Source organism: Pseudoalteromonas luteoviolacea NCIMB 1942 (assembly GCF_001625595.1).
GTDB classification, from domain to species: domain Bacteria; phylum Pseudomonadota; class Gammaproteobacteria; order Enterobacterales; family Alteromonadaceae; genus Pseudoalteromonas; species Pseudoalteromonas luteoviolacea_A.
In genome coordinates, this window is sequence record NZ_AUXT01000199.1 from 33761 (window position 1) to 59544 (window position 25784).

At 43.5% G+C, this 25784-nt stretch carries 28 protein-coding genes and 1 tRNA gene; 26 read left to right on the plus strand and 3 right to left on the minus strand.

Annotated features, from left to right (window positions below):
- Positions 1-24: 24 nt before the first annotated feature.
- The 6 genes from N482_RS19725 (at position 25) to N482_RS19755 (ending at position 7192) form a co-directional block, all read left to right on the plus strand.
- Complete coding sequence (locus N482_RS19725; protein ID WP_063378689.1) at positions 25-747, plus strand: metal-dependent hydrolase; 723 nt, start codon at positions 25-27, stop codon at positions 745-747.
- Positions 748-941: 194 nt separating this feature from the next.
- Complete coding sequence (locus tag N482_RS19730; protein WP_063378690.1) at positions 942-2360, plus strand: alanine/glycine:cation symporter family protein; 1419 nt, start codon at positions 942-944, stop codon at positions 2358-2360.
- Between the two features lie 265 nt (positions 2361-2625).
- Entirely contained in the window at positions 2626-3624 is a 999-nt protein-coding gene (locus N482_RS19735; protein ID WP_063378691.1) for a CobW family GTP-binding protein, read from the plus strand.
- A 152-nt stretch (positions 3625-3776) separates the two neighbouring features.
- On the plus strand, positions 3777-6233 hold the full coding sequence (locus N482_RS19740) for a M1 family metallopeptidase (protein WP_063378692.1): 2457 nt from the start codon (positions 3777-3779) through the stop codon (positions 6231-6233).
- A gap of 11 nt (positions 6234-6244) precedes the next feature.
- Positions 6245-6730, plus strand: a complete 486-nt coding sequence (locus N482_RS19745) for a DUF6702 family protein (protein ID WP_419555051.1) — start codon at positions 6245-6247, stop codon at positions 6728-6730.
- Between the two features lie 385 nt (positions 6731-7115).
- Positions 7116-7192 (plus strand) — tRNA-Pro (locus N482_RS19755).
- An 803-nt stretch (positions 7193-7995) separates the two neighbouring features.
- Here the strand turns inward: N482_RS19755 and N482_RS19765 are convergent.
- From N482_RS19765 to N482_RS19775, 3 genes are all read right to left on the minus strand, one after another.
- Entirely contained in the window at positions 7996-8610 is a 615-nt protein-coding gene (locus tag N482_RS19765; protein WP_063378696.1) for a hypothetical protein, read from the minus strand.
- Between the two features lie 87 nt (positions 8611-8697).
- On the minus strand, positions 8698-9702 hold the full coding sequence (locus N482_RS19770; protein WP_063378697.1) for a phage portal protein: 1005 nt from the start codon (positions 9700-9702) through the stop codon (positions 8698-8700).
- Positions 9702-11468 (minus strand): terminase ATPase subunit family protein, encoded by a 1767-nt coding sequence (locus tag N482_RS19775; RefSeq protein WP_063378723.1) that lies wholly within the window; start codon positions 11466-11468, stop codon positions 9702-9704. Before N482_RS19775 ends, N482_RS19770 begins: the two co-directional genes overlap by 1 nt.
- 152 nt (positions 11469-11620) lie before the next feature.
- Here N482_RS19775 and N482_RS19780 point away from each other — a divergent pair, with 152 nt between their 5' ends.
- The 20 genes from N482_RS19780 (at position 11621) to N482_RS19875 (ending at position 25765) form a co-directional block, all read left to right on the plus strand.
- The gene (locus tag N482_RS19780) at positions 11621-12439 is read left to right on the plus strand and encodes a GPO family capsid scaffolding protein (RefSeq protein WP_063378698.1); all 819 of its coding nucleotides are present in this window, start codon (positions 11621-11623) and stop codon (positions 12437-12439) included.
- Positions 12440-12452: 13 nt separating this feature from the next.
- Positions 12453-13463, plus strand: coding sequence for a phage major capsid protein, P2 family (locus N482_RS19785; RefSeq protein WP_063378699.1), 1011 nt, complete (start codon positions 12453-12455; stop codon positions 13461-13463).
- Positions 13464-13466: 3 nt separating this feature from the next.
- A complete protein-coding gene (gene gpM / locus N482_RS19790) occupies positions 13467-14156 on the plus strand; it encodes a phage terminase small subunit (protein WP_063378700.1) in 690 nt (229 codons plus the stop codon).
- A 91-nt stretch (positions 14157-14247) separates the two neighbouring features.
- Positions 14248-14715: a head completion/stabilization protein gene (locus tag N482_RS19795; protein ID WP_063378701.1), complete on the plus strand. Its 468-nt coding sequence runs from the start codon at positions 14248-14250 to the stop codon at positions 14713-14715.
- 8 nt (positions 14716-14723) lie between these two features.
- Positions 14724-14933, plus strand: coding sequence for a tail protein X (locus N482_RS19800; protein ID WP_063378724.1), 210 nt, complete (start codon positions 14724-14726; stop codon positions 14931-14933).
- A 2-nt stretch (positions 14934-14935) separates the two neighbouring features.
- Positions 14936-15304, plus strand: coding sequence for a putative holin (locus N482_RS19805; RefSeq protein ID WP_063378702.1), 369 nt, complete (start codon positions 14936-14938; stop codon positions 15302-15304).
- A complete protein-coding gene (locus N482_RS19810) occupies positions 15304-15570 on the plus strand; it encodes a phage holin family protein (RefSeq protein WP_196765359.1) in 267 nt (88 codons plus the stop codon). The genes N482_RS19805 and N482_RS19810 overlap by 1 nt, the downstream gene beginning before the upstream one ends.
- Complete coding sequence (locus N482_RS19815) at positions 15567-16394, plus strand: N-acetylmuramidase domain-containing protein (RefSeq protein WP_063378704.1); 828 nt, start codon at positions 15567-15569, stop codon at positions 16392-16394. The genes N482_RS19810 and N482_RS19815 overlap by 4 nt, the downstream gene beginning before the upstream one ends.
- A 58-nt stretch (positions 16395-16452) precedes the next feature.
- Positions 16453-16920: a phage tail protein gene (locus N482_RS19820; protein ID WP_063378705.1), complete on the plus strand. Its 468-nt coding sequence runs from the start codon at positions 16453-16455 to the stop codon at positions 16918-16920.
- Positions 16902-17360: a phage virion morphogenesis protein gene (locus N482_RS19825; protein ID WP_063378706.1), complete on the plus strand. Its 459-nt coding sequence runs from the start codon at positions 16902-16904 to the stop codon at positions 17358-17360. Before N482_RS19820 ends, N482_RS19825 begins: the two co-directional genes overlap by 19 nt.
- A 185-nt stretch (positions 17361-17545) precedes the next feature.
- On the plus strand, positions 17546-19522 hold the full coding sequence (locus N482_RS19830; RefSeq protein WP_063378707.1) for a tetratricopeptide repeat protein: 1977 nt from the start codon (positions 17546-17548) through the stop codon (positions 19520-19522).
- Between the two features lie 97 nt (positions 19523-19619).
- Positions 19620-20210: a phage baseplate assembly protein V gene (locus N482_RS19835; protein WP_063378708.1), complete on the plus strand. Its 591-nt coding sequence runs from the start codon at positions 19620-19622 to the stop codon at positions 20208-20210.
- Positions 20207-20536 carry a GPW/gp25 family protein gene (locus N482_RS19840; RefSeq protein ID WP_063378709.1) on the plus strand — a complete coding sequence of 110 codons (330 nt, stop codon included), beginning with the start codon at positions 20207-20209 and terminating at the stop codon, positions 20534-20536. Before N482_RS19835 ends, N482_RS19840 begins: the two co-directional genes overlap by 4 nt.
- Positions 20529-21449: a baseplate assembly protein gene (locus N482_RS19845; RefSeq protein WP_063378710.1), complete on the plus strand. Its 921-nt coding sequence runs from the start codon at positions 20529-20531 to the stop codon at positions 21447-21449. The genes N482_RS19840 and N482_RS19845 overlap by 8 nt, the downstream gene beginning before the upstream one ends.
- Before the next feature lies 1 nt (position 21450).
- Entirely contained in the window at positions 21451-22200 is a 750-nt protein-coding gene (locus N482_RS19850) for a phage tail protein I (RefSeq protein WP_063378711.1), read from the plus strand.
- Positions 22200-22736 carry a hypothetical protein gene (locus tag N482_RS19855; protein ID WP_063378712.1) on the plus strand — a complete coding sequence of 179 codons (537 nt, stop codon included), beginning with the start codon at positions 22200-22202 and terminating at the stop codon, positions 22734-22736. Before N482_RS19850 ends, N482_RS19855 begins: the two co-directional genes overlap by 1 nt.
- Positions 22733-23644 carry a hypothetical protein gene (locus tag N482_RS19860; protein ID WP_063378713.1) on the plus strand — a complete coding sequence of 304 codons (912 nt, stop codon included), beginning with the start codon at positions 22733-22735 and terminating at the stop codon, positions 23642-23644. The genes N482_RS19855 and N482_RS19860 overlap by 4 nt, the downstream gene beginning before the upstream one ends.
- Positions 23644-23949 carry a hypothetical protein gene (locus tag N482_RS19865; protein ID WP_063378714.1) on the plus strand — a complete coding sequence of 102 codons (306 nt, stop codon included), beginning with the start codon at positions 23644-23646 and terminating at the stop codon, positions 23947-23949. The genes N482_RS19860 and N482_RS19865 overlap by 1 nt, the downstream gene beginning before the upstream one ends.
- Before the next feature lie 116 nt (positions 23950-24065).
- Complete coding sequence (locus N482_RS19870; protein WP_196765360.1) at positions 24066-25235, plus strand: phage tail sheath protein; 1170 nt, start codon at positions 24066-24068, stop codon at positions 25233-25235.
- Positions 25236-25246: 11 nt separating this feature from the next.
- Entirely contained in the window at positions 25247-25765 is a 519-nt protein-coding gene (locus tag N482_RS19875) for a phage major tail tube protein (RefSeq protein WP_063378716.1), read from the plus strand.
- Positions 25766-25784: the final 19 nt, after the last annotated feature.

Genomic DNA, 25784 nt, shown 5'->3' on the forward strand with positions numbered 1-25784 from the left:
ACGAATCAAACACTTGGAAGTGATATGGCAAACTTTTCTACCCACTTAAAGGCCTCTACCATTGTCAGTGCGACACTCAGCTCAGTGCTGCTAAGTATGTCTGAAGTAAGTGGGTTTCAGACATTAGGCTTATTTATTGTCGGTGCCTTGGCCGGGCTTCTACCCGATTTAGATTCAGACAAATCAAAATCACTAAATAGCTTGTTTAGTATTTTTGCCATTTTGGCCGCTGGGGTTTTACTACTCAATTTTAAGTTTAATTCTATTATCGAAACTTGGGGGCTGGGGCTAATTGTATATTTGCTATTTATGTTTGTCATAAAACCGATTTTCGAACATTTTACGGTACATCGCGCAACGCTGCATTCTATCTCGGCAGTGTGCATGTTTGGTATTTTGGCCTTTCATAGTAGCTTGCTACTTGGAGTGACTCTACACCTGTCTCTGCTCTGTAGTATTTTTGTTTTTGTAGGGGCCTTAACACATCTGGTTCTGGACGAATGTTACAGTGTAGATATAGACAATAAAGAACTAAAAGCATCATTTGGTACTGCGCTCAAACCCATCGATTTACGCTACCCTTTCACATCTTTAGCACAAGTCGGTATCACCATAGGCTGCGTCTATTTTGCGATGCCCCATTTTTCGACCATCACTGACTTGCTATACACTTGGGCCGACAGGCTGCAAACAATCACTTTTTTACCAAACCTCTCCGACTATGAGTGGCCAATCGAGCTATCTTAACGCTAACTTGGACACCAATAAATTGAATATAAAAAGAGGTAATACACCGTTATTGCGCTGACTATACTGGCGCAATGTGCCCAGATGACAACTTCATTGTACAGTTGTAATTACCGCAAGAATTTCATGAACCGCCCTACTTATGGTAAGTTACACTCTCAAAATTTTTTGTTACCTTAATCAAAGGATATCCGATGGCTGAGTTTTTTAACCAAATCAGTGGCCTGTTGTGGGGACATATTCTTATATACCTATTAATAGCAGCCGGTGTTTTCTTTACTGTGAGACTGGGGTTCATTCAATTTGCCCAGTTCCCTCATATGATCAAAGTTATGGCCAACAGCCGAAATGGCGCAGGTGAAGGGATTTCGTCATTTCAAGCGTTTTGTACATCACTTGCGGCCCGTGTGGGTACAGGTAACATGGCTGGTGTTGCAGTAGCACTTTACCTTGGGGGTGCAGGCGCAATCTTTTGGATGTGGTTAATTGCGCTCATTGGTATGGCAACTAGCTTTGCCGAAAGTGCCCTTGCCCAGCTATATAAAGTTAAAGATGAACAAGGCAACTACCGTGGTGGGCCTGCTTATTACATGCAATATGGGCTAAATAAGCGCTGGATGGGCGTGTTATTTTCACTGTGTTTAATTCTTGCGTTCGGGCTAGTATTTAACGCCGTACAATCAAATTCCATTGCAGCAGCATTTGAAGTGGCATTTGACGTACCTAAATACATTATGGGCATCATCTTAGTTATTGGCTCAGCTATCATCATTTTTGGTGGTTTAAAAACTATTGCGCGCTTTGCAGAGCTAGTGGTGCCATTTATGGCGCTCGCTTATTTACTCGTCGCATTGTATGTTTGTTTTAGCAACTTTTCGCAACTTCCGGCTGTATTTAAACAAATTATCGATAGTGCCTTTGGTCTTGAACAAGCAGCTGGCGGTGCAGTCGGTTACGCTGTAATGCAGGCGATGATACAAGGTATAAAACGAGGTTTATTCTCCAACGAAGCGGGTATGGGTAGTGCCGCAAACGCAGCAGCTAGTGCAACACCTAACCCTAACCACCCTGCCTCTCAAGGTTATGTACAAATGCTAGGGGTGTTTGTCGATACGATTGTAATTTGTAGTGCTACCGCTGCACTAGTCTTACTTTCAAATCAGTTGGTTGCCGATTCTGGTGTAACAGGCATTGCACTGACTCAAGCAGCACTGGTTGAACATGTGGGAGATTGGGGGGCAGTATTTATCGCTATTGCGATTCTATTTTTTGCCTTTACCTCAATTGTTGCCAATTATAGTTATGCAGAAACAAACCTGATTTTCCTACAAGAAAATAAAATGGCGATGATGGTATTCCGCGTGTGTGTTTTGGGCATGGTGATGTTTGGTGCTGTAGGTGAACTTGGGCTCATTTGGACACTAGCAGACATTTCGATGGGTTTGATGGCTATCGTTAACGTTGCCGCTCTGTTTATGCTCTCAGGTATCGTTATTTGGTTAGCAAAAGACTATCGTGCTCAGTTAAAAGAAGGTAAAACGCCTAAATTTGACCCAAGTAGTCGTCCAGAAATTGCTAAAACACTCCCTGCTGGAATATGGCATAAAAAGTAGAATATAGATTATAGAAAACGGCAGTCAATCTGCCGTTTTTTGTCTCCTTTTCGTGACATCAGACTGCAAAGTTTTCCCCTTCACAGCACTATTCTCAACTAATATCAGCAACACTTTAGCACCATCTCTCTTTTCATATCATCCCACTTAATCCAATTAAGCTAAGCTTGTACAATTCTGGAGAACACAGTATTTGTTATATTATAACACTTCAAATATAATCCCATCGAATCGTCACATCGCTTTGAATATTTTGGAGCAAGCAATGCAAAATACACGTTCGTCAATTTCGGCCATTCCAACTAACATCATTACAGGTTTTTTGGGTGTAGGTAAGACTTCAGCCATTCAACATCTTCTTTCGCAAAAACCTGAAAATGAACGTTGGGCAATTCTGGTCAATGAGTTTGGGGAAATTGGTATTGATGGTAACCTATTGAATGGGAAAAAGCATAACTCGGTATTCATTCGAGAAGTGCCCGGCGGCTGTATGTGTTGTGCGTCGGGGCTACCTATGCAAATCGCGTTAAACCAGTTACTCAGCGAAGCTAAACCACATAGGTTACTCATAGAACCGACTGGCCTTGGCCACCCACTAGAAGTATTGCAGTTGCTATCTAATGACTATTATCAAAAACTGCTAAACTTAGAACAAGTTATCACTTTGGTAGATGCCCGTAATATCGAGGACAAACGCTATACCGATCATGCGACTTTCGTTCAACAAATTGCAATATCTGATGTCGTGATTGGCAATAAACAAGATTTATATGCCCCTAATCACAAAGAAACACTTACTCGTTATTTATCTGAACAAAGCTTTGATGACAAGCATCTGTACTTTTGTGAACAAGGCCAATTGAATAGCCAGTGGTTACTTGGTCCGACTAAAGCAAATATTAAACCGCATTGTCACCACCATCACCATCAAGCGGACCCAGCAAGGGATATAAATACTCAACCCATTCCAAAAAACGGTTTCCTTGAAGCGCAAAACGAAGGAGAGGGCTTTGTCAGTGTTGGCTGGCGTTTCTCTCCTACTCAGGTCTTTGATCGCCAAAAGTTACACCAAGTTATAACTACTATTGACGCTGAACGTCTCAAAGCTGTATTTATAACCACTCAGGGGATCTTTGGCTACAACAAAACAGCTGATGGCATTACCGAATTAGAGTTAGACGAATGTATGGAAAGCCGCATAGAGATCATTGCACAAAATCACGACTCTGAGTGGCGAGAAAGCTTACTAAGTTGCCTAATTTAGCGCTCTAGCAGGCCAATTATAAAATCTTTATTTAAATTGCCAGCTATTGTTACAATATAACAATATCTGCGATAGGAGGTAAACTACGATTCAATAACCAACTTCCGCTGTAACCCAGCTTTAAACCAAGTGACAACAAGAAAGAATATAAAATGAAAACAAACACATCATTAATCATTGCGCTACTCGCACCGCTGATATTTTTATCCTCAGCACATGCCTCGGCAATAAAACAAACAAAGGGCAACTTTGAAGACAAGTTTCGTCAATTAGATGAAGTACTGCCTACCCCTAATGTCTACCGAAACGCAGCTGGAGAGCCTGGTCAGCAATACTGGCAACAAAAAGTAGACTATAAAATAAAGGTATCACTCGACGAAGAAAAACGTCGTCTAACGGGCCATGAGAAGATCACTTATCACAATAATTCTCCCTATCGCCTAAAATACTTATGGGTACAATTGGACCAAAACATCTTTAAAGATGGTTCAATTGCCAATATGGCAAATAATTTTGGTGGCGCTGGGCGCAGAGGTCCACTTACGAAAGCAGGCGATACGAGCAAACCCGCGAAAATCAGCTTAGGCGAACTGAGACGTCAGCAATTTATGGCTGATAATGAACTTGGCTACGAAATCAGTGCAGTGACAGATAACCGTGGTAAAAAGCTGAGCTTTACCATTGTTGGTACACAAATGCGTATTGATTTACCCAAACCTTTGCAGTCAGGTGATTCAGTTAAGTTTGCAATCGACTTTGCATTCAACATTGTTGAAGAAGATGCAGTTTCTGCACGCTCTGGTTACGAGCACTTTGCAGATGATGCCAGACCAGGCGGTAATGACATATTCTTACTAGCACAGTGGTTCCCAAGATTGCACGCCTATACCGATTATGAAGCTTGGACCAACAAAGAGTTTCTTGGCCGCGGTGAATTCACTCTAGAGTTTGGCGACTACGAAGTCGAAATTGAAGTACCCGCAGACCATATTGTTAGTGCAACAGGTCTGCTGACCAACCCAAAAGATGTGCTGACCAAAACACAGCGTGCACGCCTAAAGAAAGCTAAAACAGCAAAGCGTCCAGTCTTTATCGTGACTGAAGAAGAAGCGCTAGATAATGAGAAGGCAGGCACCACCAAGCGTAAAACTTGGAAGTTTAAAGCGGACAATGTGCGCGATTTTGCGTGGGCTTCGTCACGTAAATTCATGTGGGATGCACGTGGCTACCGGCAAGGTGGCGATGAGATGCCACACGTTATGGCGATGTCTTTCTACCCCAAAGAAGGGGGTGACCTTTGGAAAAAGTACTCAACTGAATCTGTGATCCACACGATGGAAGTGTACTCTCGCTTTTCATTTGACTACCCCTACCCGACCGCACAATCGGTCAATGGCCCAGTAGGCGGTATGGAATATCCAATGATCACCTTCAACGGACCGCGTACAGAGCTTCAAGACGATGGCACCCGTACCTACTCTCAGGCTGAAAAGCGTTTCTTAATTGGTGTTGTCATCCATGAAATTGGTCACATCTACTTCCCGATGATAGTTAACTCAGACGAGCGCCAGTGGACGTGGATGGATGAAGGCCTAAATAGCTTCCTTGATGGCGTGGCAGGACGTGAATGGGATCCAAATATTCCGTGGGGTGTAGAACCTAGAGACATCGTTGGTTATATGAAATCTGAGAATCAGGTTCCTATCATGACTCAATCTGACAGCGTCTTAAATTTAGGTCCTAATGCCTACACTAAGCCAGCTGCCGCTTTAAATATATTACGAGAAGTGATTTTAGGCCGTGAACTATTCGACTTTGCGTTTAAAGAGTTTTCTGAGCGCTGGCGTTTTAAACGCCCTACACCTTCCGACTTTTTCCGTACCATGGAAGAAGCCGCAGGTGTTGACCTAGATTGGTTCTGGCGTGGCTGGTTTTACTCGACTGATCACGTTGATATCTCGGTAGACAAGGTGTACCAAATGCGCCTTGATACGCACAACCCAGACATCGACTTTGCCCGCGAACGCCACTTTGAACAAAACAAACCTTCATCGCTTTTTGTTGAACGCAATAACGCTGAAGGCAAAAAGCTATGGATTGAATTAAACCCAGATATTAGCGATTTTTACGACGAAAATGACCGTTTTACGGTGACCAACAAAGAACGTAATAAGTACCAAGAGTTTTTGGACTCTCTTAAACCGTGGGAACATAAAACACTTACTCGTGCATTAGAAGAAGACAAAAACTACTACGTGCTTGAGTTCTCTAATATTGGTGGGCTGGTTATGCCTATTTTACTGGAGCTAACTTATGAAGACGGTACTAAAGAGAGTCAGTATATTCCTGCTGAAATTTGGCGCAGGTCACCAAAGCAAGTTCGTAAGTTAATCGTGACTGACAAAAACAAAGTGCTGAAGCAAGTTGTTGTCGACCCTAGCTGGGAAACGGCCGACGTGAATGTTGAAAACAATCACTACCCTCGCCGTATTATCCCTTCTCGTGTTGAAGCGTATAAGAAGGCGAAGAGTAAGGACAAAGTGAAACGCGATATCATGCAAGACATCAAATCTGAGCTCAAAACTAACAACCAGCAAGAGGATAAGTAATGGCTAAACACATTCACCTTTTGGCTACCGCGTTGGTTTTATTGTTGAGTACCGCGCTGATGGCCCACCAACAAAAGGCATCTGAAACAACGGCCTTGTTTAATAAAAACACTGGTCAGCTAGAGCTGATGCACCGCTTTTATCTTCATGATACAGAACATGCCGTGCAATCACTATTTGATAAACACGCTGACATCCTCAACTCAAAAGAAACGCAGCAACAGTTTGCCAACTATGTAGCAAAACAGTTTCAACTTAAAACCCTAAACGGTGAATCCATCAAACTCTCAGATGTTGGATTTGAAGTAGAAGGTAAGTTTTTTTGGGTATACCAAGAAACTAAACTATCTGAAATGGCAGCAGGCATTAAAATGTTTAACGGCACGCTAAGAGATCTGTGGCCTACTCAGGTCAACATGGTCAATGTTGAAGGTAAAGGCAAAGTACGCACTTTGTACTTTAGCCACGACAAAACTTGGCTAGTAACACGCTTTTAGGGCTGTAAAAGCCTTATAATAATGAGGGAGCGACCCAGTGGGCCGCTCCCTCATTATTATATCTTACAAAGATATCTTTAGAACATATGGAGGAAAACAAATAATATCCAATAAAATCATATTACTAAATTAATCATATAACTTATTGATCTAAGCAAGGCTTGCTCGAAAAAAATGCTGTTTAGATGATGAGAGCCAGTAAAATACATTGATACATGCCCAAGTACACGCTGGCTGTGTAAACCAAAGACGACAAAAACCGCGCGCGATACAGGCTTGATAAAGCGCTCAAACACATTAACATCGCTTTATGTGCAATTAATGTCCAAACAAACCAATTAGTTATTGCCTTTTAAAATAAAATCATTATAGTGACACACCAAGTCGGCATATAGCGCAGCTTGGTAGCGCACTGTCATGGGGTGTCAGGGGTCGCAGGTTCAAATCCTGCTATGCCGACCAGCTTTTCCCCTACCTTTCAATAACTTAGAAAGGTATTTCAAATACCAAAAATCACCTTGTGCAAAATAGGTGCAAAATAAGTGCAAAACCCCAGTCAAAAAACACTTATTAATACACTGCAATTTGGTTGTGGCCATGAGCGTCAGAACAGCAGAGTTACCAGCAGTAAGTAATGTATATTATCCATCAGCTTATATAGGCCTCCATGAGTCAGGGGGGGCTTCGGAAAAAGGTAACATTGGTAACCTTTTTCAAAATACCATTATAAAGCCTTGATTATTATGCATTTTCTAAAAAGCAAAAAAGGTAACATTTATGGTAACTAAATAGTAACTATGTTACCTTTTTAAATGGTAATATCTTCAATAAATAAAATTCATTAATATCAATTACATAACCAAATGTTACCTTTTAGATTACCTAAAATTACCTTTTTACGGTTACCTCATTTCTTATTTAAAATCAGCTGGTTAACTTACCTAAAAACACATCATAACCAATGTTACCTTTTTCCGAAGCCCTCCCCAGTTCACAGAGAATAGAGTTCAATTTTTGCTGCATGTTTTGTTTGGTTACTTTTGCGTTTTTTTGCGTTGTAAATTCATTGCTGGTGACTGGCTAGAGCCCCAGTAATTACTTGTTTTCTTTTACTTGCATGACTGCATTATTTTCAACACATAAAGCGCGCAGGCGTGGCGTGGGTTCAACGGCGCGCGCAGGGTGGGAACCTCGGTAAATAGCAGGCACAAAAAAACCCCCCGTAGGTGGTTAATAAAGGTGCATCTCTAGAAACACGTAACAATTTATTTGTCTCTAGATATGTAAGGCCTTAACCAATCATCAAATACTGAAACGGCGGCTTCTATTTTGGGAGTAAACTTGTCATGCTCCCCTCCGCTGTAATACATCACTGAAATTTCTTCCTTCCGCTCATCTGTATTTTTCCAATTTTCTTCATGTGGATTCTTAAAGCGATGTAGATAGTCTTGAATGGCTGCTAACAGCTCACCTCTAAGCTTCCGAAGTTCAATAATTTTATCTTGATGTTCATTCCCCCACTCAACTAAAGCATCTAAATGTAAAGCTTCAAGCTCAGCAAAAGCCTCATCCATTTTCTTCCATCGCTCTGTATAAACGTGAGCCGTGCCTTCATATCTGCTATCATCCTTTAGGTGCCCTGTATTATTTATCATATCTGAGGGGTATTCATAGCCCATTATCGCTGGGTGACGAACATGCTTAAAAGCCTCTTGCACTTTATAAACAGATTTGAGTACATCTTTGGCCAATTGGTACTCAGATTTACCTTTCAATTCTTTTTGCCAAGTATTTAGACCTTTATAGGCTATTGATGCAGCTCCGATTGCACAGAAAGCTACAATTATATCCTTAACAGGGGTAAGCCATTCACATCCCATTTTTAACTCCTTACTCGATACTTATTTGTAAGATAACACATCTATTTCTCCACAGTTTAAGCAAAGTAGCTCTTAGCGGTTAATACGCTAATCAGCATACGCAGCCAACCTATACTCCCTAAACCTAATCACCTCTTCACCCGCCCACTCATTCACCGATAATAACGATGACCGAATACACTCTAGTTCGTTGGCATCAAACACTTCTGCTGCCTTGGCCACATCACCAAACCCGCCTACATTACCGGGTATAATGCCCATCAATTGTGGTGGTACTCGATGAGAGCCTAACTGATCATCACGGCTGACATTTTTAATCGTTAGGAATTCATCTTTAGCGGCCACTTCAGACACTGGTATTAACCTCATGCCGTCTTTGTCACCACCTGGCGAATGTAAAAACAGATTCCTAAAGTTGCCAGGACCTTTGCTATCCTTAAGTGCTTTTCTTAATGTTGTTACGTCTTTTTCGTCTACGGTGGCATCTGTTAGCCACATGATAAAACCTGCATGGCTGCCGTTCTCATAGTATCGGCGCCTAAACAAAGTGGCGCTTTCGTTTAATAGTGAAGAATTCATGCTAGCCACATAATCAGGCACACCATAAACCTCTTGGTTTAGGTCTGACTCTTTGATGTGAAATATAGAGTTATCCGCAAACAATGTCTCTTCTCTTAAGTTTGGTACCCACCAATATTCACCAGCATTTACCCCTACTCTCGTGAATTTAGCCGGCATACGTTTATAACAAAGTGCATTGCCTAAACGGCTTTTAACCCTCTGCAGGTAAGCATTTTGAAATACCAAGTAATCTAAGGCCAAAGCACTGAACTCATACATGCTCAGTTTTGGGTGAGGTAAAAAACAGCTTTTTAGAATGTTGCGTTTTACTTGAATCGCGCTGGCATGATGAACTGCCGCTCGATACAACCGGCTCAACCCATTCATCGAGAGCGGATACTCATAGTACTTGCCGTTAGACATTGCTTCTAGGTAGTCGAATATCTCCCGCTGGCTTAGCACTGGTGTAGGTTCACCAAACGTAAACGCCTCTATTTGCTGTTTATCAGCCTTCTTTTTTGACTTAGCCATTAATCGTAAATCTCCAGTGTTGATCCATTTTCGCCACTGGTATCCAATGGCTCGTTGTAAAGTGCATGTATTGCAGCCCAAGCGATGTCCGCATGGCTTATCTCTTCGCTTCGGCTGGATTCGTAGGTGGTTTGCTTTTGGTTTGCGGTAAGTGTTTTGCGAATACTAATAAATGCCTGGGCCATATCTGTCCAACCAGCATCAAATTCAAAGCGACCCTTGCTAATCACATCATGTGCTTTAATCACCATTTGGCTTTTAAGGTGTGCGCTATATTTGAAAGGCGTCGCTTTAGGGAAGAACTTTTTGACTAGTTTGAACACGGCATCACCAATGCCCGTGTTGTCTATTCCGATGAATGTCACATTGTACTTTGCACATAGCTTCTTGATTGCTTTCGCTTGCGCTTCATAATCCATCCCGTTCCAACGATGTTTTTCAATAACACGAAACTTACCGCCAGGCACTGAAGGCGGACAGATAACAACGCAACCGGCACTATCTCCATTCGTACCACCCCCATTTGGGTCATAGCCAATCCATACAGGCATGTTGCCCAGTGGTTTTGGTGCAAATGGTTTGTAGTCAGACCAAACTTCCCAGCTATCGACCATACAGCGTTGCATCATCGTCATAGGGAATACCGATTGGGTATCATCTACAAACTCACACATTAATAAGTTGGCGTGCTCTTCTGGGCTGTACTCCAAGTGCAGTGTATCTGGGTCAAATAAGTCACACCCTTTTTTGATTGCGTCCTCAACAGTAACAACTTGCTTCCACTGCCCGTCCTCACATTTTCGGCCTCTATTTAATGCTTGGTGTGATACGTCAACCTCTATTCGTTCAGACTTAGGGCGCCCTCGATTAAACAGCGCGCCAGACCAAAACGGATATGCCTCATGACTTATTGATGACGGGGTAGAAAAATAGGTTTGGCGCCACTTCTTATGAATCGCCATACCAGAAGCCACTTTTCTGAATTCTTGAAACTTGTTGATCCAGAAATATTCATCAAGGTATAAGTTGCCGTGGTATGACTGGGCAGTTTTAGCATTGGTCCCCAAGAAATAAAGTGTGGCGCCATTGTCTAAAACTATCGGGTCGCCTTTCAGTTCTACGCCAATGGTGTCTTTAACAAATTGCAGTATGTACTGCTTAAATACATGGGCCTGTGCTTTACTTGCTGATAAGAATATCTGGTTACGGCCCGTTGTGAGCGCGTCTATTATCGCCTCATGGGCAAAAAAGAAAGTCGCACCAATTTGTCGGCTTTTAAGAATGTTCCGAATTCTGTGTGTTAAGCCTGCTTTGTACCACTCGCGCTGATACTCAAACTTAGAAACAATCTCATTGAACTTATCTATCAGCTTTTCTAAGTGCTCTTCACTAATATAGTTCTTTCTAGGCTTCTTCTTTTCACCCGCATTACGGTTATGAACATTCGGGTTTAAGTCTGCCTCATTACCACCATTGTTATAACGGGTGATCCGTGCAACACGCTCTAACTGCCTGCCAAGTAAATCAATCTCTTTGAAGTCTTTACCTGTTTTATCTTCTTTGGAGATCAGCTGCAGCATCCGCATTTCTAATGCAGAATCCACTCGGTCTATTGGCTTGGCATCATCCCATTTGTCGCGCTTTTTCCAGCTCGATACGGTGGACTCTGGCAAATCCAAATGCTTACTAATTTCGCGTATAGCCCACCCCTGCCAATAGAGGTTTTTAGCATACTGCTTTGATTTGTTTTCAGGATTCAGTTTCATGGCCACAGTGTAATTAGCCACCATGCGAAATCCTTTCTTATTGAGCGTTATAGACGGCTCTATAACACTCAATAACGTTGACCCTTAAGCCCTGTGTATTAACCATACAAACATATTTATTTAGCGCCTAAACCACCAAAAGGAACAATCTAATGGCTAAAAAAGTATCGAAGTTTTTTCGGGTCTTTACTGAAGGAAACACAACCGATGGCCGCGTGGTCGAACGCAGCTGGATTGAAGACATGGCTGCAACATATGACCAAGCCAAATATGGCGCCCGTATTTGGCTAGAGCACATAAGAAGCGTATTACCTGACAGCCCCTTTAAAGCTTACGGCGATGTGCGCGCGGTAAAAGCTCAAGAAGTAGAAGACGGAAAGCTCGCGCTATTTGCTCAAATCGACCCAACAGATGATCTCGTTGCCATGAATAAAAAGCGGCAAAAGATTTATACCAGCGTCGAGATTGACCCCGACTTTGCCAAATCTGGTAAGTGTTACCTAGCAGGCCTAGCAGTGACTGACTCCCCAGCCTCTTTGGGAACTGAAATGTTGGAGTTTTCAGCAAGCGCCAAGGTAAACCCCCTCGCAGAAAGAAAACAAAAGCCAGAGAACCTATTTACCGCAGCAATCGAAGCAGAGCTTGAGTTTGAGGACGATGAAGAGCAAGAAAGTGGCTTGTTCAGCAAAGTCTCTGCCCTACTAAACAAAAATAAAAAACAAACTGATGGCAACTTTGGGGATATTAGCAAAGCCGTTGAAGCCATTGCGCACTCATTCACACAGCTCGAGTCCGACACTCAAAAGCAATTGAGCGAAACCACCAACAACTACAACGCCCTCAACGAAAAGCACACCCAGTTGCAAGAAGCATTTAACACGCTCAAAGAGCAGTTAAGCAATGAAGAATCTGGCGGCCAACAGCGCAAGCCAGCAACAGGTGGCGATGGCCAAATTCAAACTGACTGCTAAGGAGCATCGCTAAATGAAAAACTCAACTCGCACAGCTTACCTCGCATTTTGCGTACAAATTGCCACTTTAAATAGTGTCGAATCAGCAGAAACCAAATTTACCGTTTCTCCAACGATTCAACAAAAGCTCGAAACAAAAATGCAAGAAAGCTCCGACTTTCTCAAACGCATTAATATTGTTCCGGTCGAAGAGCAAGAAGGCGAAAAACTCGGCCTTGGTATTAATACCCCAATTGCCGGCACAACCGATACCACCAAAAAAGACCGTGAGCCAATTGATCCAACAAACATGGACGCACATGGCTACAAATGTACACAAACCAATTTTGATACCGTAGTACGTTATGCAAAGCTTGATATGTGGGCCAAGTTCAAAGACTTTCAAACCAGAATGCGCGATGCAATTGTGAAGCGCCAAGCGCTAGACCGCATCATGATTGGCTTTAACGGCACAAGTCGTGCCGCAAGTTCTGACCGCGCTCTAAACCCCTTATTGCAAGATGTAAACATCGGCTGGCTAGAAAAAATCCGCCAATATGCACCAGAGCGCCATATGAGTGAGGTTGTCGAAACATCAGGTAAAATCGTTGTTGGCAAAGCGGCCGACTACGAAAACCTAGATGCCCTTGTTTATGATATGGTCAACAACATGATTGAGCCTTGGTATCAAGAAGACACCGAGTTAGTTGTTATCTGTGGCCGCAAACTACTTGCTGATAAGTACTTCCCTATCGTTAATACAGAGCATGCACCGAGTGAACAATTGGCTGCAGACATTGTGATCAGCCAAAAGCGTATTGGTAACTTACCCGCAGTACGTGTTCCTAGCTTTCCAGCCAATGCCTTATTTATAACTCGCCTAGACAACCTAAGCATCTATTACCAAGAAGGTACTCGTCGCAGAGCGATTATAGACAACCCAAAACGCGACCGAATCGAAAACTACGAGTCGTCCAACGATGCATATGTAGTTGAAGACTACGGCTGCACGGCATTTGCTGAAAATATAGAGCTTAAGGGGTAAGTTATGACATCACCTGCCCATAAACATTTTAATAAAGTACTCGCGGCAAAACGTGGCGATAACGAGCTCGACAATACACGCGCTCAAAACCAATACGAGCTCATGCTTATGCAACTTGCAGAGCATCGCCGTACATTAAAACGGGTCCAATCCCTTGAACGTAAACTCGAAACCAAAGCCAAGTTTCTACCTGAATACGAAGCCTACATTGCCGGCGTTCTTACTGGTAATACCGGTGTTCAAGATGAAGTATTCGTCACCATTTTGCTATGGCACATCGATATTGGCAGCATCGAACAAGCATTGCCATTAGCACAGTATGCGTTGACGCATGACCTAGTTATGCCTGACCGCTTTGAACGTGCGCTCGCTTGCGCAATAGCAGAAGAAGCAGCCGAAACCGCAGCAAGGCTTTTTGAGTCTGAAAAAGCCATCTCGTCGAAAACGCTGGGGCAACTGGTGGCAATGACGGCCGAACATGACATGTATGACCAGGCACGTGCCAAGTTATTCCGACAACTTGGCCATGCACTCGAAGCCGAAAACCAAGTTGAAAAAGCCGTTGAAGCATACAAGCAAGCCCTAACGCTCAACGCTAAAGTGGGCGTTAAAAAGTTCATTGACAAACTTGAACGTGAACTTAAAAAGACAACCAACAACGCAGCTGACCAAACCGAGCCAGCAGCGGGTTAAACGAGCGACCCTCGCAAGCCGTGCGGCGCTGGCTAAGTAAATTTTACTATTTGCTGATGCCAGCCCACCGCACACAAAAGGAAATTAGCTTATGACCTTTATTGCCACACCAACAACAGCCGCATTGGACGAAAAAGAAATTACATCTCATGAATTCTGGCCTGCCATTAGCTTAGCGGATTTTCGCGACGTGATGCGCTTAGATGGCACGGTCACCAGTGAACGCCTAGAGCATGCAGTTGTGAGCTCAGTAGTCTCAGTGAACAAAGAGCTAAAAGCATGGCGCCTTACCCAAACAGCAAATGGTTACAGCATTTTAGAAAGTGTTCCAGCTGAGCAAATCAATGATAAAAGCGAGTTACTTCATTTATACAAGCGCGCTGTTTATTGCTTTGCGAAAGCCAACCTGCTCGAGCGCTACAACGATTTTGACTCAACCGCCAAAGGCACTAAAGACAGCGAAGAACTGAACGATACAACCGACGCATTTAGGCGCGATGGCCGCTTAGCTATACGAGACATACTTGGCCAAAACCATGTAACCGTGGAGCTAATCTAGTGGCGCTGATGCAAAAAATCTACACCGTTCAAGGTGAAACCGTCGACTCTGTTTGCCATAAGCATTACGGCAATACTGCGGGCATTACCGAACAAGTGATAGAAGCAAACCCGCACATTACTTTTTTACCGCCTGTATTGCCGACAAACACCCTATTGATGTTGCCAACAACCACTAAGCCAACGGCGACAAAAAAACTAATTCAACTATGGGATTAATAATGAGCGAACCACTATCAACGACTAAAGCCATTGCAGCAGTGAGCGCCTTAACTTTAATTCCTGGTACTGACCCTGCAGCCATTATTGGCGCCTTTACTGGCGCGGCGCTGTTCATTATGTCTAACGAACAGCTTACGACCCTTAAACGCTTAAGCTTGTTTGTTGTGTCTTTTCTCGGTGGCTTAATTTGCGCCGGCTGGGCGACGGTACTCATTAGCAACTTACTCCCTGACTCATTACAAATTAGCCCTGGTATGGGTGCACTCATAGCCGCCGCTTGTGTTGTTCGCTTAGTGCAATACCTGATGCGCCTAATGGATGATCCAAAGCGCTTTTTGTCATTCATTCGAGGCACAAGGGGGAAATGATGTTATTTGCGAATACCCTAATTTGCTTGGCCATTGTGTTGCGTACTGCCCTATTTGTGCGAACAGGCCCACACAGATTATCTATTGCGTCACTGGCGTATGTGATCACCGTCGCTGCAGGCTCAGATACTATATTGCGCCTCTATCACATCGTTGAATCGCCCAGTGCTGCAGATCTCTTTTTCAAATCCCTTGTACTCTTTGCGCTCATTCGCTCTAAAGGCAATGTGGCCAGTGTGCTTTTACTCAGAAGGAACCCAAAATGAAACTAACTATCGGCAGCAAAAGCCAACAAGTTAAAGACCTACAAACCATGTTAAATAACAATGGGGCTGCACTTGATGTTGATGGCTGGTTTGGTGACCTGACATCAAAAGCGGTAGCCGATTATCAAAAACAACTGAACCTGCCAATGACTGGCTATGCAGGTAAAAGGACGTTAGCAGTGCTCAATGGTGAGCCTAGGGCCAAATTTCTTTCGCTTACAGATATGCAATTTGCAGCAGAACAATTAGACGTACCCACAGCAGTTATTGCCGCAGTTGCGGAAGTTGAATCAAATGGCTGCGGGTTCTTTGATTGCGGCCGCCCAAGTATTTTGTTCGAGCGTCATGTTTTTTATCGGATTGTAAGCCAAAAAAGCAAAGATTTTGCTGCTTCTGTGTCTAATAAATATCCCAACATTTGCAACCCAAAGCCTGGGGGGTATATTGGCGGTAGTGGTGAATACCAGCGGTTTAGCAATGCGGCCACGTTAGAGTTTGCTTATATGCTCGATAAAGACGCTGCAATCAGTGCCTGCAGCTGGGGCATGTTTCAAATCATGGGTTATCACTTTAGCCTTTTGGGATACAGCTCAGCCAACGACTTCAAATTAGATATGGAAATCTCAGAGCGAAACCAGCTCTTGGCCCTCGTCAAATTCATAAAAGCAGACAGCAATATGCACAAAGCATTAAAAGGTCATAAGTGGGCGGAGTTTGCCAAGCGCTACAACGGCCCTAATTACAAAAAGAACCTATACGATGTGAAGCTAGCTCAAGCCTATGCCGATGCTTTGGCGCTCATGCCTGAAGAACAAGCGGCCTAACCACATAATAAGCAGAGCTTAAACACTCTGCTTTTCTCAATTCCAAAAGCACCCAGCTATGAATAAACCAAACCAAGTCAGAGAGCTACTTAGCAAGAGCGTTGCATCGCTAAAACAAAACCCTGATCGCCTGCATGTTTTTATTGAAGACGGCAACATTGCAGCCACTGCGGCACTTGGCAATTTGAGCTATGAATATCAGTTTGTTTGCGTCATCATCGTCACTGACTTTAACGAGCACGCAGATAACATCGTCATTCCTTTACTCGGCTGGATAGCTCAACACCAACCAGAGCTTATAGAAAACCCAGAGCTGCGAAAGCACGGCTTTCAATTTAAAGCTGAATTGCTTAATCACTCGACCTTTGATCTCGAAATCAAGCTCAAACTCACCGAGCGCGTAAAAGTTACAGAGCAATCTAACGGTCTTAACGTTGAACACTTACCAGAACCTATATTCAATGACGACATTGATTGGACGCTGTATACAAACGGAGTCGAAACCCCATGGCCACCAACAGCCTAACTCAAGTCAACGAACTGTTTGATGGCTTAATCGAACGTCTTTCTCCAAAAAAGCGTAAGCACCTTGCTCGAGATATTTCTCGCAAACTCAGAGCAAGTCAGGCTAAGCGTATCAAAGAAAACAAAGCGCCCGACGGTAGCGAATTCGAACCACGAAAGCCCAGACCAAGCTGGCACACTAAAAAAGGCAGCATCAAGAAAAAGCTCATGTTCCAAAAGCTCATTCGCACCAAATACCTTAAACCCAAATACAACGAGAACACAGCAAGTACAGGGTTTACTGGTTTAATGGCCTACATTGCCAGACAACATCAGTATGGGTTGCGGGGTAACGTCAACGATCATGTGCAAGTTCAGTATACAAAGCGTGAGTTGATGGGGTTTACTGATGAAGATCAAAAGCTAATCCAAGACACCATAATCATGTACATCACAAAGTAGCTTATTTCGTCCTGTAGCAGGCCCTATAAGAGCCAGAAGCAACGAGTTTATTTTCCTGATTATTTGAATTAGTATATTTTTTGATTCACTGCTAAAGCTACACAATTTCAAATTCATACCGAATTGAGAGCTTGATTCAGTTTTTGTAGTGAAACGCTAGTAATTAATAGTAAAAGGGACATTTGATGCTCAGCAAAGACCAAGATAACAGAGTTGGGGTTAAAAGTGCCCGTATCAACGCAAAAGGCGCCATTATAGCCGCAATTGTAGGGGCACTCATTACTGTTCTTGGTGGGTTAATAATCGCATTACTTAACAAAGGCGACTCCCCGAGTGTAAATATTGATGGCAACGGGCACACAGTTCATGCTGGCAGTGGAAATGTTGTGCAACATATTCAAGGTATTACCCGTGAGCAATTTACAACTGAGTTAAAGAGCAGAATCAAAGAAGTTACTGATAGTCTTAACAAAGCCCATGCTCAAGACAGAAAAATACTAGAGCTTGAACTATCTGTCTTACAATTAAAACTTTCTGATATCGAAACATCCTACCAACAACACATCGCCCAACTGCAAGCCCAAGTTAAACGCTTAAAATCGTTACCACATACCATTAACTCTGAGCTTTACCAAGAGGCTAAACAAGCCTTAATAGAAGGAAATATCGCCAAGGCTGATATTTTATTTGCTCAGTTTGAAAAAAATGGGCAGGAGACACTAGAAGCGCTGGCTGAAGCCAGTTATCAGAGAGGACAAATTGCTGATCATAATATACGATACACTGAAGCCTATGCACATTTTCAAAAAGCGGTCAGGCTCTCACCAAACAACTCTCTTTACAATAGTAGTGCTGGCAAATTAGCTAAAACACTTGGCCAATACCAAGCATCCATCGGTTATCTCGAACAGGCACTAGAAAGTGGCTTGATGAACTTTGGTAAAGACCACCCTGATGTTGCCACACACCACAATAATTTAGGCTCAGTGTGGCGAAAAAAAGGCGACTACAGCAAGGCCATTGACTATTTTGAGCAGGCTCTTGAAAGTGACTTGAAGAATTTTGATGAACATCACCCTCGTATTGCCACTAAACGCAATAACTTAGGTGCAACTTGGCTAGATAAAGGTATCTATGACAAGGCCATTGGCTATTTTGAGCAGGCTATGGAAAGTAACTTGAAGACTTTTGATGAACACCACCCTAAAGTTGCCACTGGGCGCAATAACTTAGGTACAGCTTGGCGACTTAAAGGCAACTATGACAAGGCCATTGGCTATTTTGAGCAGGCTCTTGAAAGTGATTTGAAAAATTTTAATGAAAACCACCCTAATGTTACCATTATACGCAGTAACTTAGGTACAACTTGGCTAAATAAAGGTAACTATGACAAGGCCGTTGGCTATTTTGTTCAGGCTCTTGAAAGTGAATTGATGACTTTTGATGAACACCACCCTAGTATTGCCACTACACGCAGTAACTTAGGTGTAGCTTGGCTAAGTAAAGGTAACTATGACAAGGCCATTGGCTATTTTGAGCAGGCTCTTGAAAGTGATTTGAAAACTTTTGATGAATACCACCCTAATGTTGCAAATAGACGCGGTAACTTAGGTACAGCTTGGCTAGATAAAGGTAACTATGACAAGGCTGTTGGCTATTATGAGCAGGCTCTTGAAAGTGACTTGAAGACTTTTGATGAACACCACCCTAGTATTTCCATTACACGCAGTAACTTAGGTGTAGCTTGGCTAAGTAAAGGTAACTATGACAAGGCCATTGGCTATTTAGAGCAGGCTCTTGAAAGTGACTTGAAGACTTTTGATGAACACCACCCTAATATTGCCAATAGACGCAATAATTTAGGTACGGCTTGGATAGACAAAGGTAACTATGACAAGGCCATTGGCTATTTTGAGCAGGCTCTTGAAAGTGGCTTGAAGACTTTTGATGAACATCACCCTCGTATTGCCATTAGACGCAGTAACTTAGGCTCAGCTTGGGAATATAAAGACGACAATGAAAAAGCCATTAAGTATTATAAGGAGGCACTACAAGGCTTAAAAAAAACATTGGGAGACAATCACCCAAACACCCAAATAGTAGCTGGAAATTTAGCTAACGTAAAAAAGTTAGCAACCGATAAAAAGCTCCAAGAAGAGTAACAAAGCGACTTGTTGCTTGGTTATGCTGAGAACTATAACCCCAACTATACCACTCAATCTCCTTGCTCTAGCCTGAGCAACTAGCAAACATAGCGGCATGAACATTGCCGCTGAACTTGCAGAACTAAAACGCCGTCTTGATAACCTGATTCGACTAGGTACCATTGCCGAAGTCCAATCGGGTTATTGCCGTGTGACTACGGGTGAGATCACAACAGACTTTCGCCCCTACTTAACACAGCGTGCCGGCACAGCTAAAACGAGTTGGCGCCCTTCTATTGGCGAACAAGTGATCTTGTTTTCGCTTAGCGGTGACTTGACCAATGCGTTCGTATTGCCTGCTATCTATAGCAATGACAACCCAGAGCCAGATGACCACGAGACAAGGGTTAGAACCACCTTCCCTGACGACGCTGTTTTTGAATATGACCCTGAAGCGGGTCAATTAAAAATATCGGGTATCAGAAGTGTGCTGATTGAGGTCATAGAGTCTGCGCAAATCGACTGTCCAGAAACTACGCTAAACGGCAATGTCACTATCAATGGCGACGCAGCCCTGAATGGCACACTTAATCACACAGGCCATATGACCAATGAAGGTGGTATCGAGATAGATGGTATTGAGTTTGGTACCCATGCTCATGATCTGGTCAAAGCCGGCACCGATAACTCAGGTGAGCCAGTATGAACTACGTCAGTTTAAACCGTAAAACAGGCTGCTTAATTACCGATGCTGCCCATATACAACAAAGCATTGAAGACATTCTAACGACTCCCATAGGCACTCGAGTGATGCGCCGTGACTATGGCTCAGAGCTATTCCAATTGCTCGACCAACCTCACAATGGCGCTACCCGTTTACGCATAATGGCTGCGATTATTACTGCCCTCACTATCTGGGAGCCTCGCGTAACCATTAAACAAGTTGAACTCTCCCAGCCTGAGTTAACTGGCAAGTTACAGATCAACTTAGTGACTGATCGCAACGAACGAATAGAGGTGCAATATGGCTAACCTTATTGACCTTTCTAAAGTGCCTGTACCAGACATAATTGAAACGCTGAGCTTTGAGCAGCTTTACGAAAAGAACAAACAAATGCTCATTGATATAGAGCCAAGCTACGCAAATGCGCTGCAATTTGACTCAGATCCACAAGCCAAGCAACTGCAAATGCTCACCTATAGAGAAATGCATTTAATAGCCAAAATTAACCAGGCGACTCGAGCAAACATATTAGCCTCAGCATTTGGTAAAGACTTAGAAGCCCTAGCAGCAAACTACAATATTGAACGCCTAGTAATCCCCCCAGAGAACCCAGCTACAAACCCAGTCACACCAGCTGTATTAGAGAGCGACACAGCATTAAAACGCCGTGTGCAACTTGCTTTTGATGGACTAAATACAGCTGGCAGTGTCGACGGTTATATTTTCCATACGCTAGGCGCCAATGGCCAAGTACTAGACGCAGATGCATACAGCCCCGCCCCGTGCGAAATAGTGATTGTAGTCTTAGCGCATACTGAAACCGGGCTACCAACCGACGACTTGATCATAAAAATTCGTAACTACTTTGGCTTAACGGATGATGGTACCGCCCAGCTTAAAACGCCAAGTAAAGTAAGGCCACAAGGCGACCGCGTAGCAGTTCAAAGCGCCGAAATTATTCATTACGCAGTTGAAGCCGTACTAAACATTATGCCAGGGCCAGATAAACAAGTTGTGCTTGCAGCTGCAAAACAAGCCCTCACCAATTACCAACTTGAACAACGAAAACTAGGCGCAAGCATTACTTTATCTGGAGTTTATAAGGCGCTTCATCAATCTGGTGTCAGCGATGTGAACATCATCCAACCAGCTACAAGCGTCAATATTGAAGCCTACCAAGCGGCTTACTGCACAAGCGTAAACATAAGAGCTGGGGCTTAATATGCAGTTTTTTGACTCATTACTACCGCCAAATGCCACCAAACTTGAAAGAGAACTTGAGCAAGTGATTGCTAATGCAATTGACCTAGAGGTGCACATTCAAGACTTATGGGATCCGTATAAATGCCCTTTTAAACTATTACCTTGGCTTGCTTGGGCGTATTCCGTTGACCACTGGGAAGATAGCTGGCCAGAACATATTAAACGCGCAGTTGTTGCCAACTCATTCGACGTACACAAACACAAAGGCACGCCGTATGCGCTACAAAGAGCGCTCGATAGCCTTGGCATTCGCACAAACATGCTCGAATGGTGGGAAGCAAACGCCAATGGCCAACCTGGCACAATGAAAATACTGGCAATGCTCACCGAAAACTTTACCAGCGACCAAAACACCCTTTTTACAAAAGAAATGCTCGACATGGTTACTGAGGCCATTCGAGTTCATAAGCGCGGCAGCATTCACTTTGAATTAGAACTCGGGCTAGCATTTGAAGAACAGTTAGCAGTTGGTGGCGTAGTCAATCATGGTGTTGGATTTACAGACTTAACAGCTAACGGGGCTCCATTGGTACCTAACGACACTTTCTGCAGCATCCACGTACATGGTTTATGTCATCAAACGAGCTTTGCAAATCATCACTGCGAATTTCTAGCAGCACAACCTGAACAGCTTCACTCTCAGCTTTTAGTTGGTGGCATCACTAATCAAATTACCTTTTCTGACATCACCCTAAAAGGAGTTGAGTAATGAATTTAAAATTGCAGTTCACCGAGGCAGGTTTAGCGGCTTGCTTATCAGCCAAAGATAAAGGGCTAAAAGCCCAAGTTACACACATGGCTTTTGGTGCAAATGCTTACACCCCCTCAAAGAACCAAACTTCATTAAGCAAAGAACAAGAGCGTGTCGAAGTTTCAGACTTTGAAGAGCAAGGTAATCAATTACGTATTGCAGGGGCTTTCACTGGCGAGTTTGAATATCCAATTCGTGAAATTGGTATTTATTGTGGCGATGTCTTGCTTGGCGTCTACAGCCAACCAAATAAACTGCTGGGTTACAGAACGCCTGCAGTAAAGGTCGTGCAATGGTTTACGTTAGGTATTGAAGCTTTACCAACTGGCAGCATCACCGTGTTAGTAGGCACCAATAACTTAAACCTCATCTTAGACAGCGAATTCATCACTGGTGGTTTGGCTTTTGTTAAAAATCAAACTGCTCTGGTTAAACAAGCTCATTGGAATCTACGACTCAGTGAGAAAATACGACAGATGGAGAGTTCAATATGAGCTTAACAGAGAAAATAGAAGCGCTAAAAGTAGCGGCTGCAGAACAAACCCATGCTTCACAAAACCTTGCTGAAGAAGTTGCTGGCAAAATGGGGGCGATTGATGCCAAAACAGATGAAGCAAAAGCCATTTGTAGCAACGCCGCTGGCTTATTGTTAAACCAAGCAAAAAACGTGATTGCATGGACCAAGCCCGATGCATTAATCACTTTATACCCTGCTAAAAAAATCGGAATTGAAGATCCGACGATTGATTACGGCACATATGCCATAGCTGATAGCTTTAACCCAACAAAACTCGGGCAAGATAGTCTTGTACATATTGCCGATTTTGACAGCCCCAACTGGACGGGAGGAAAAGAGTCCTGGACAGGCACGCCACGAAATACCAATACCAGCTCATGGGAAAAACAACTGTTAAAAGATGCGTCAGGCAATCCGTGTTTCTTTAATATTATGGACTTAAATCATTACCCGAGGTTTCAAAGCTTACATGCTAAAAGCAACGTCTTAAAACTTGGTGCTGATAAAATCCCCTTTTTAATATTGCGCTTTACCGTCGAAGGCCAAACGCACGGCGTTAACCGCACCTTTATCGAATTGCTCGTTAACAGCAATGGCGCATCCTCAAATTATATCAAGCAAAACAGCGACGGAACCTTTGACTCACACACCCCTAAATCAATCGTTTATGGTGGTGGCTTTATAAGCAAAGGCTTCCCTATCTCGTTAGAAAGTGCGGGCAATGGTGATGCTGCAGGGTTATACAATGGTACAGCGTTAATCCCCATGTCCACCCTGCACTCAGGCAACCAAGAGATTTTAATGGTCAATGTTGGATTTAAAACATTGCATATACACTCGTTTGGTCTAGCACACTTAGACCCTCAAGGCTTGGAGATTGATTGATGTTAGTAAAAATAAAAGGAACCGAGGAAGTCATTTTTAGAAGCACCCCATCTCAGTGCAAAGATGCTTACCCGGACAAAGTTGAAAAGACTTTCAACACCTATGATGACAACGGTGTATTACTAAAACCTGCTACATCGCCACGGCCAGTCGAGTTTGTTTATGAGAAAACACGGTTTGAGCAACAGGCGCTTTTAAATGATACCGACTGGTATTTAACGCGAAAAATAGAGACTGGTGAATCAATACCTGATGATATTCAGCAATCACGTGCAGAAGCGCGAGCGTTTCTGTCGAGCAGTTAATTTGCAGTGTTTTAATTTAACCACTATCTCGCCAGTTATACCCCTTAAATAGCTGGCATTGCTTCGGTGCTGTAAGCACTCTAACTCTGTTAATCATTAACAGCACCGGAGCTAAAATCATGAGTTATCACCACGGTGTACGTGTCATCGAAGTCAACGAAGGAACACGCACCATCCGCACCGTATCAACGTCTATTGTTGGTATTGTTGCCATTGCAGACAACGCAGACGCAACTCAATTCCCACTTAATCAGCCAGTCTTACTAACCAACGTACAATCAGCCATTGGCAAGGCCGGTACCCAAGGCACGTTAAAAAAGTCGCTGCAAGCCATAGCAGACCAAGTAAACACAATATGTATTGTAGTGCGTGTTGCGCAAGGCGCCAATGAGTCAGAAACAACCGCAAACATTATCGGCACTACTACGCCAGATGGCGAGTTTACAGGCTTAAAAGCCCTACTAGCTGCACAGTCAAAACTCAAAGTTAAACCGCGTATTATCGGTGTGCCAGGACTAGACAATCTGCCAGTGGCAGCGGAGCTTGCCGCCATTGCTAAAAAGTTACGTGCTTTTGCTTATGTATCTGCTTATGGCTGCCAGACCAAAGAACAAGCGGTCACCTATCGCGAAAACTTTGGCGCTCGAGAGGTTATGGTTATCTGGCCTGACTTTGTAGCTTTTAATGTAGATACAAGCCTAAATGACAATGCCTTTGCCACTGCCAGAGCACTTGGCTTACGTGCAAAAATCGACAAGGAACAAGGCTGGCACAAAACCTTATCTAACATTACTGTCGATGGCGTAACCGCCACGTCAAAACCTGTATTCTGGGACCTACAAGATCCGAATACCGACGCTGGCTACCTAAACAGTAATGAAGTTACCACGTTGATTAATCAAAGTGGCTTTCGTTTTTGGGGATCTCGCACTTGCTCGAGCGACCCGCTTTTTCAATTTGAAAACTACACTCGTACCGCTCAAGTAATTGCCGATACAATCGCAGAGGCCCATATGTGGGCGGTAGACAAACCACTTACCCCAACATTAGTTAAAGATATTGTCGAAGGTATCAATGCCAAGTTCCGTGAGCTTAAAAACAACGGTTACATCATCGATGGCCAAGCCTGGTATGCGGAAGACAGTAACGACAAAGACACGCTAAAAGCTGGCAAGTTGTTTATTGACTATGACTACACCCCAGTTCCCCCACTCGAAAACCTAACTCTGCGTCAACGTATCACCGACAGATACTTAGTTGACTTTGCAGCGGGCGTCTCAGGCTAAGGAGCATTTAAATGGCACTACCAAGAAAACTAAAAGGCTTAAACGTTTTCGTTGATGGCCAACACTACGTAGGCGAAGTGGAAGAAGTTACACCAGCCAAACTAACTCGCAAATTTGAAGGCTATCGTTCTGGTGGTATGCCAGGTTCGGTGCAAGTTGATATGGGTTACGACGACAGCGCCTTGGACCTTGAATTTACCTTAGGCGGCGTAAATGTCGACATGATGGCCAAGCAAGGCACGCAAACAATTGACGGTATTCAATTGCGATTTGCAGGCGCGATTCAGCGCGACGATACAGGCGAAGTACAAAGCCTTGAAATAGTGTGTCGTGGCCGCTTCAAAGAGTTCGACCCTGGCACATATAAACCAGGTGATAACAGCACCACCAAAGTAACCATGATTAACACCTACTACAAGCTGATTATCGACGGTCGCGTGATCCGTGAAATCGACTTAGTGAACTTTATAGACATTCCTGAAAATGGCATTGATGCAATGGCGCCAATACGCCAAGCCATAGGACTTTAAACTCCCTTTTTTAGCCTGT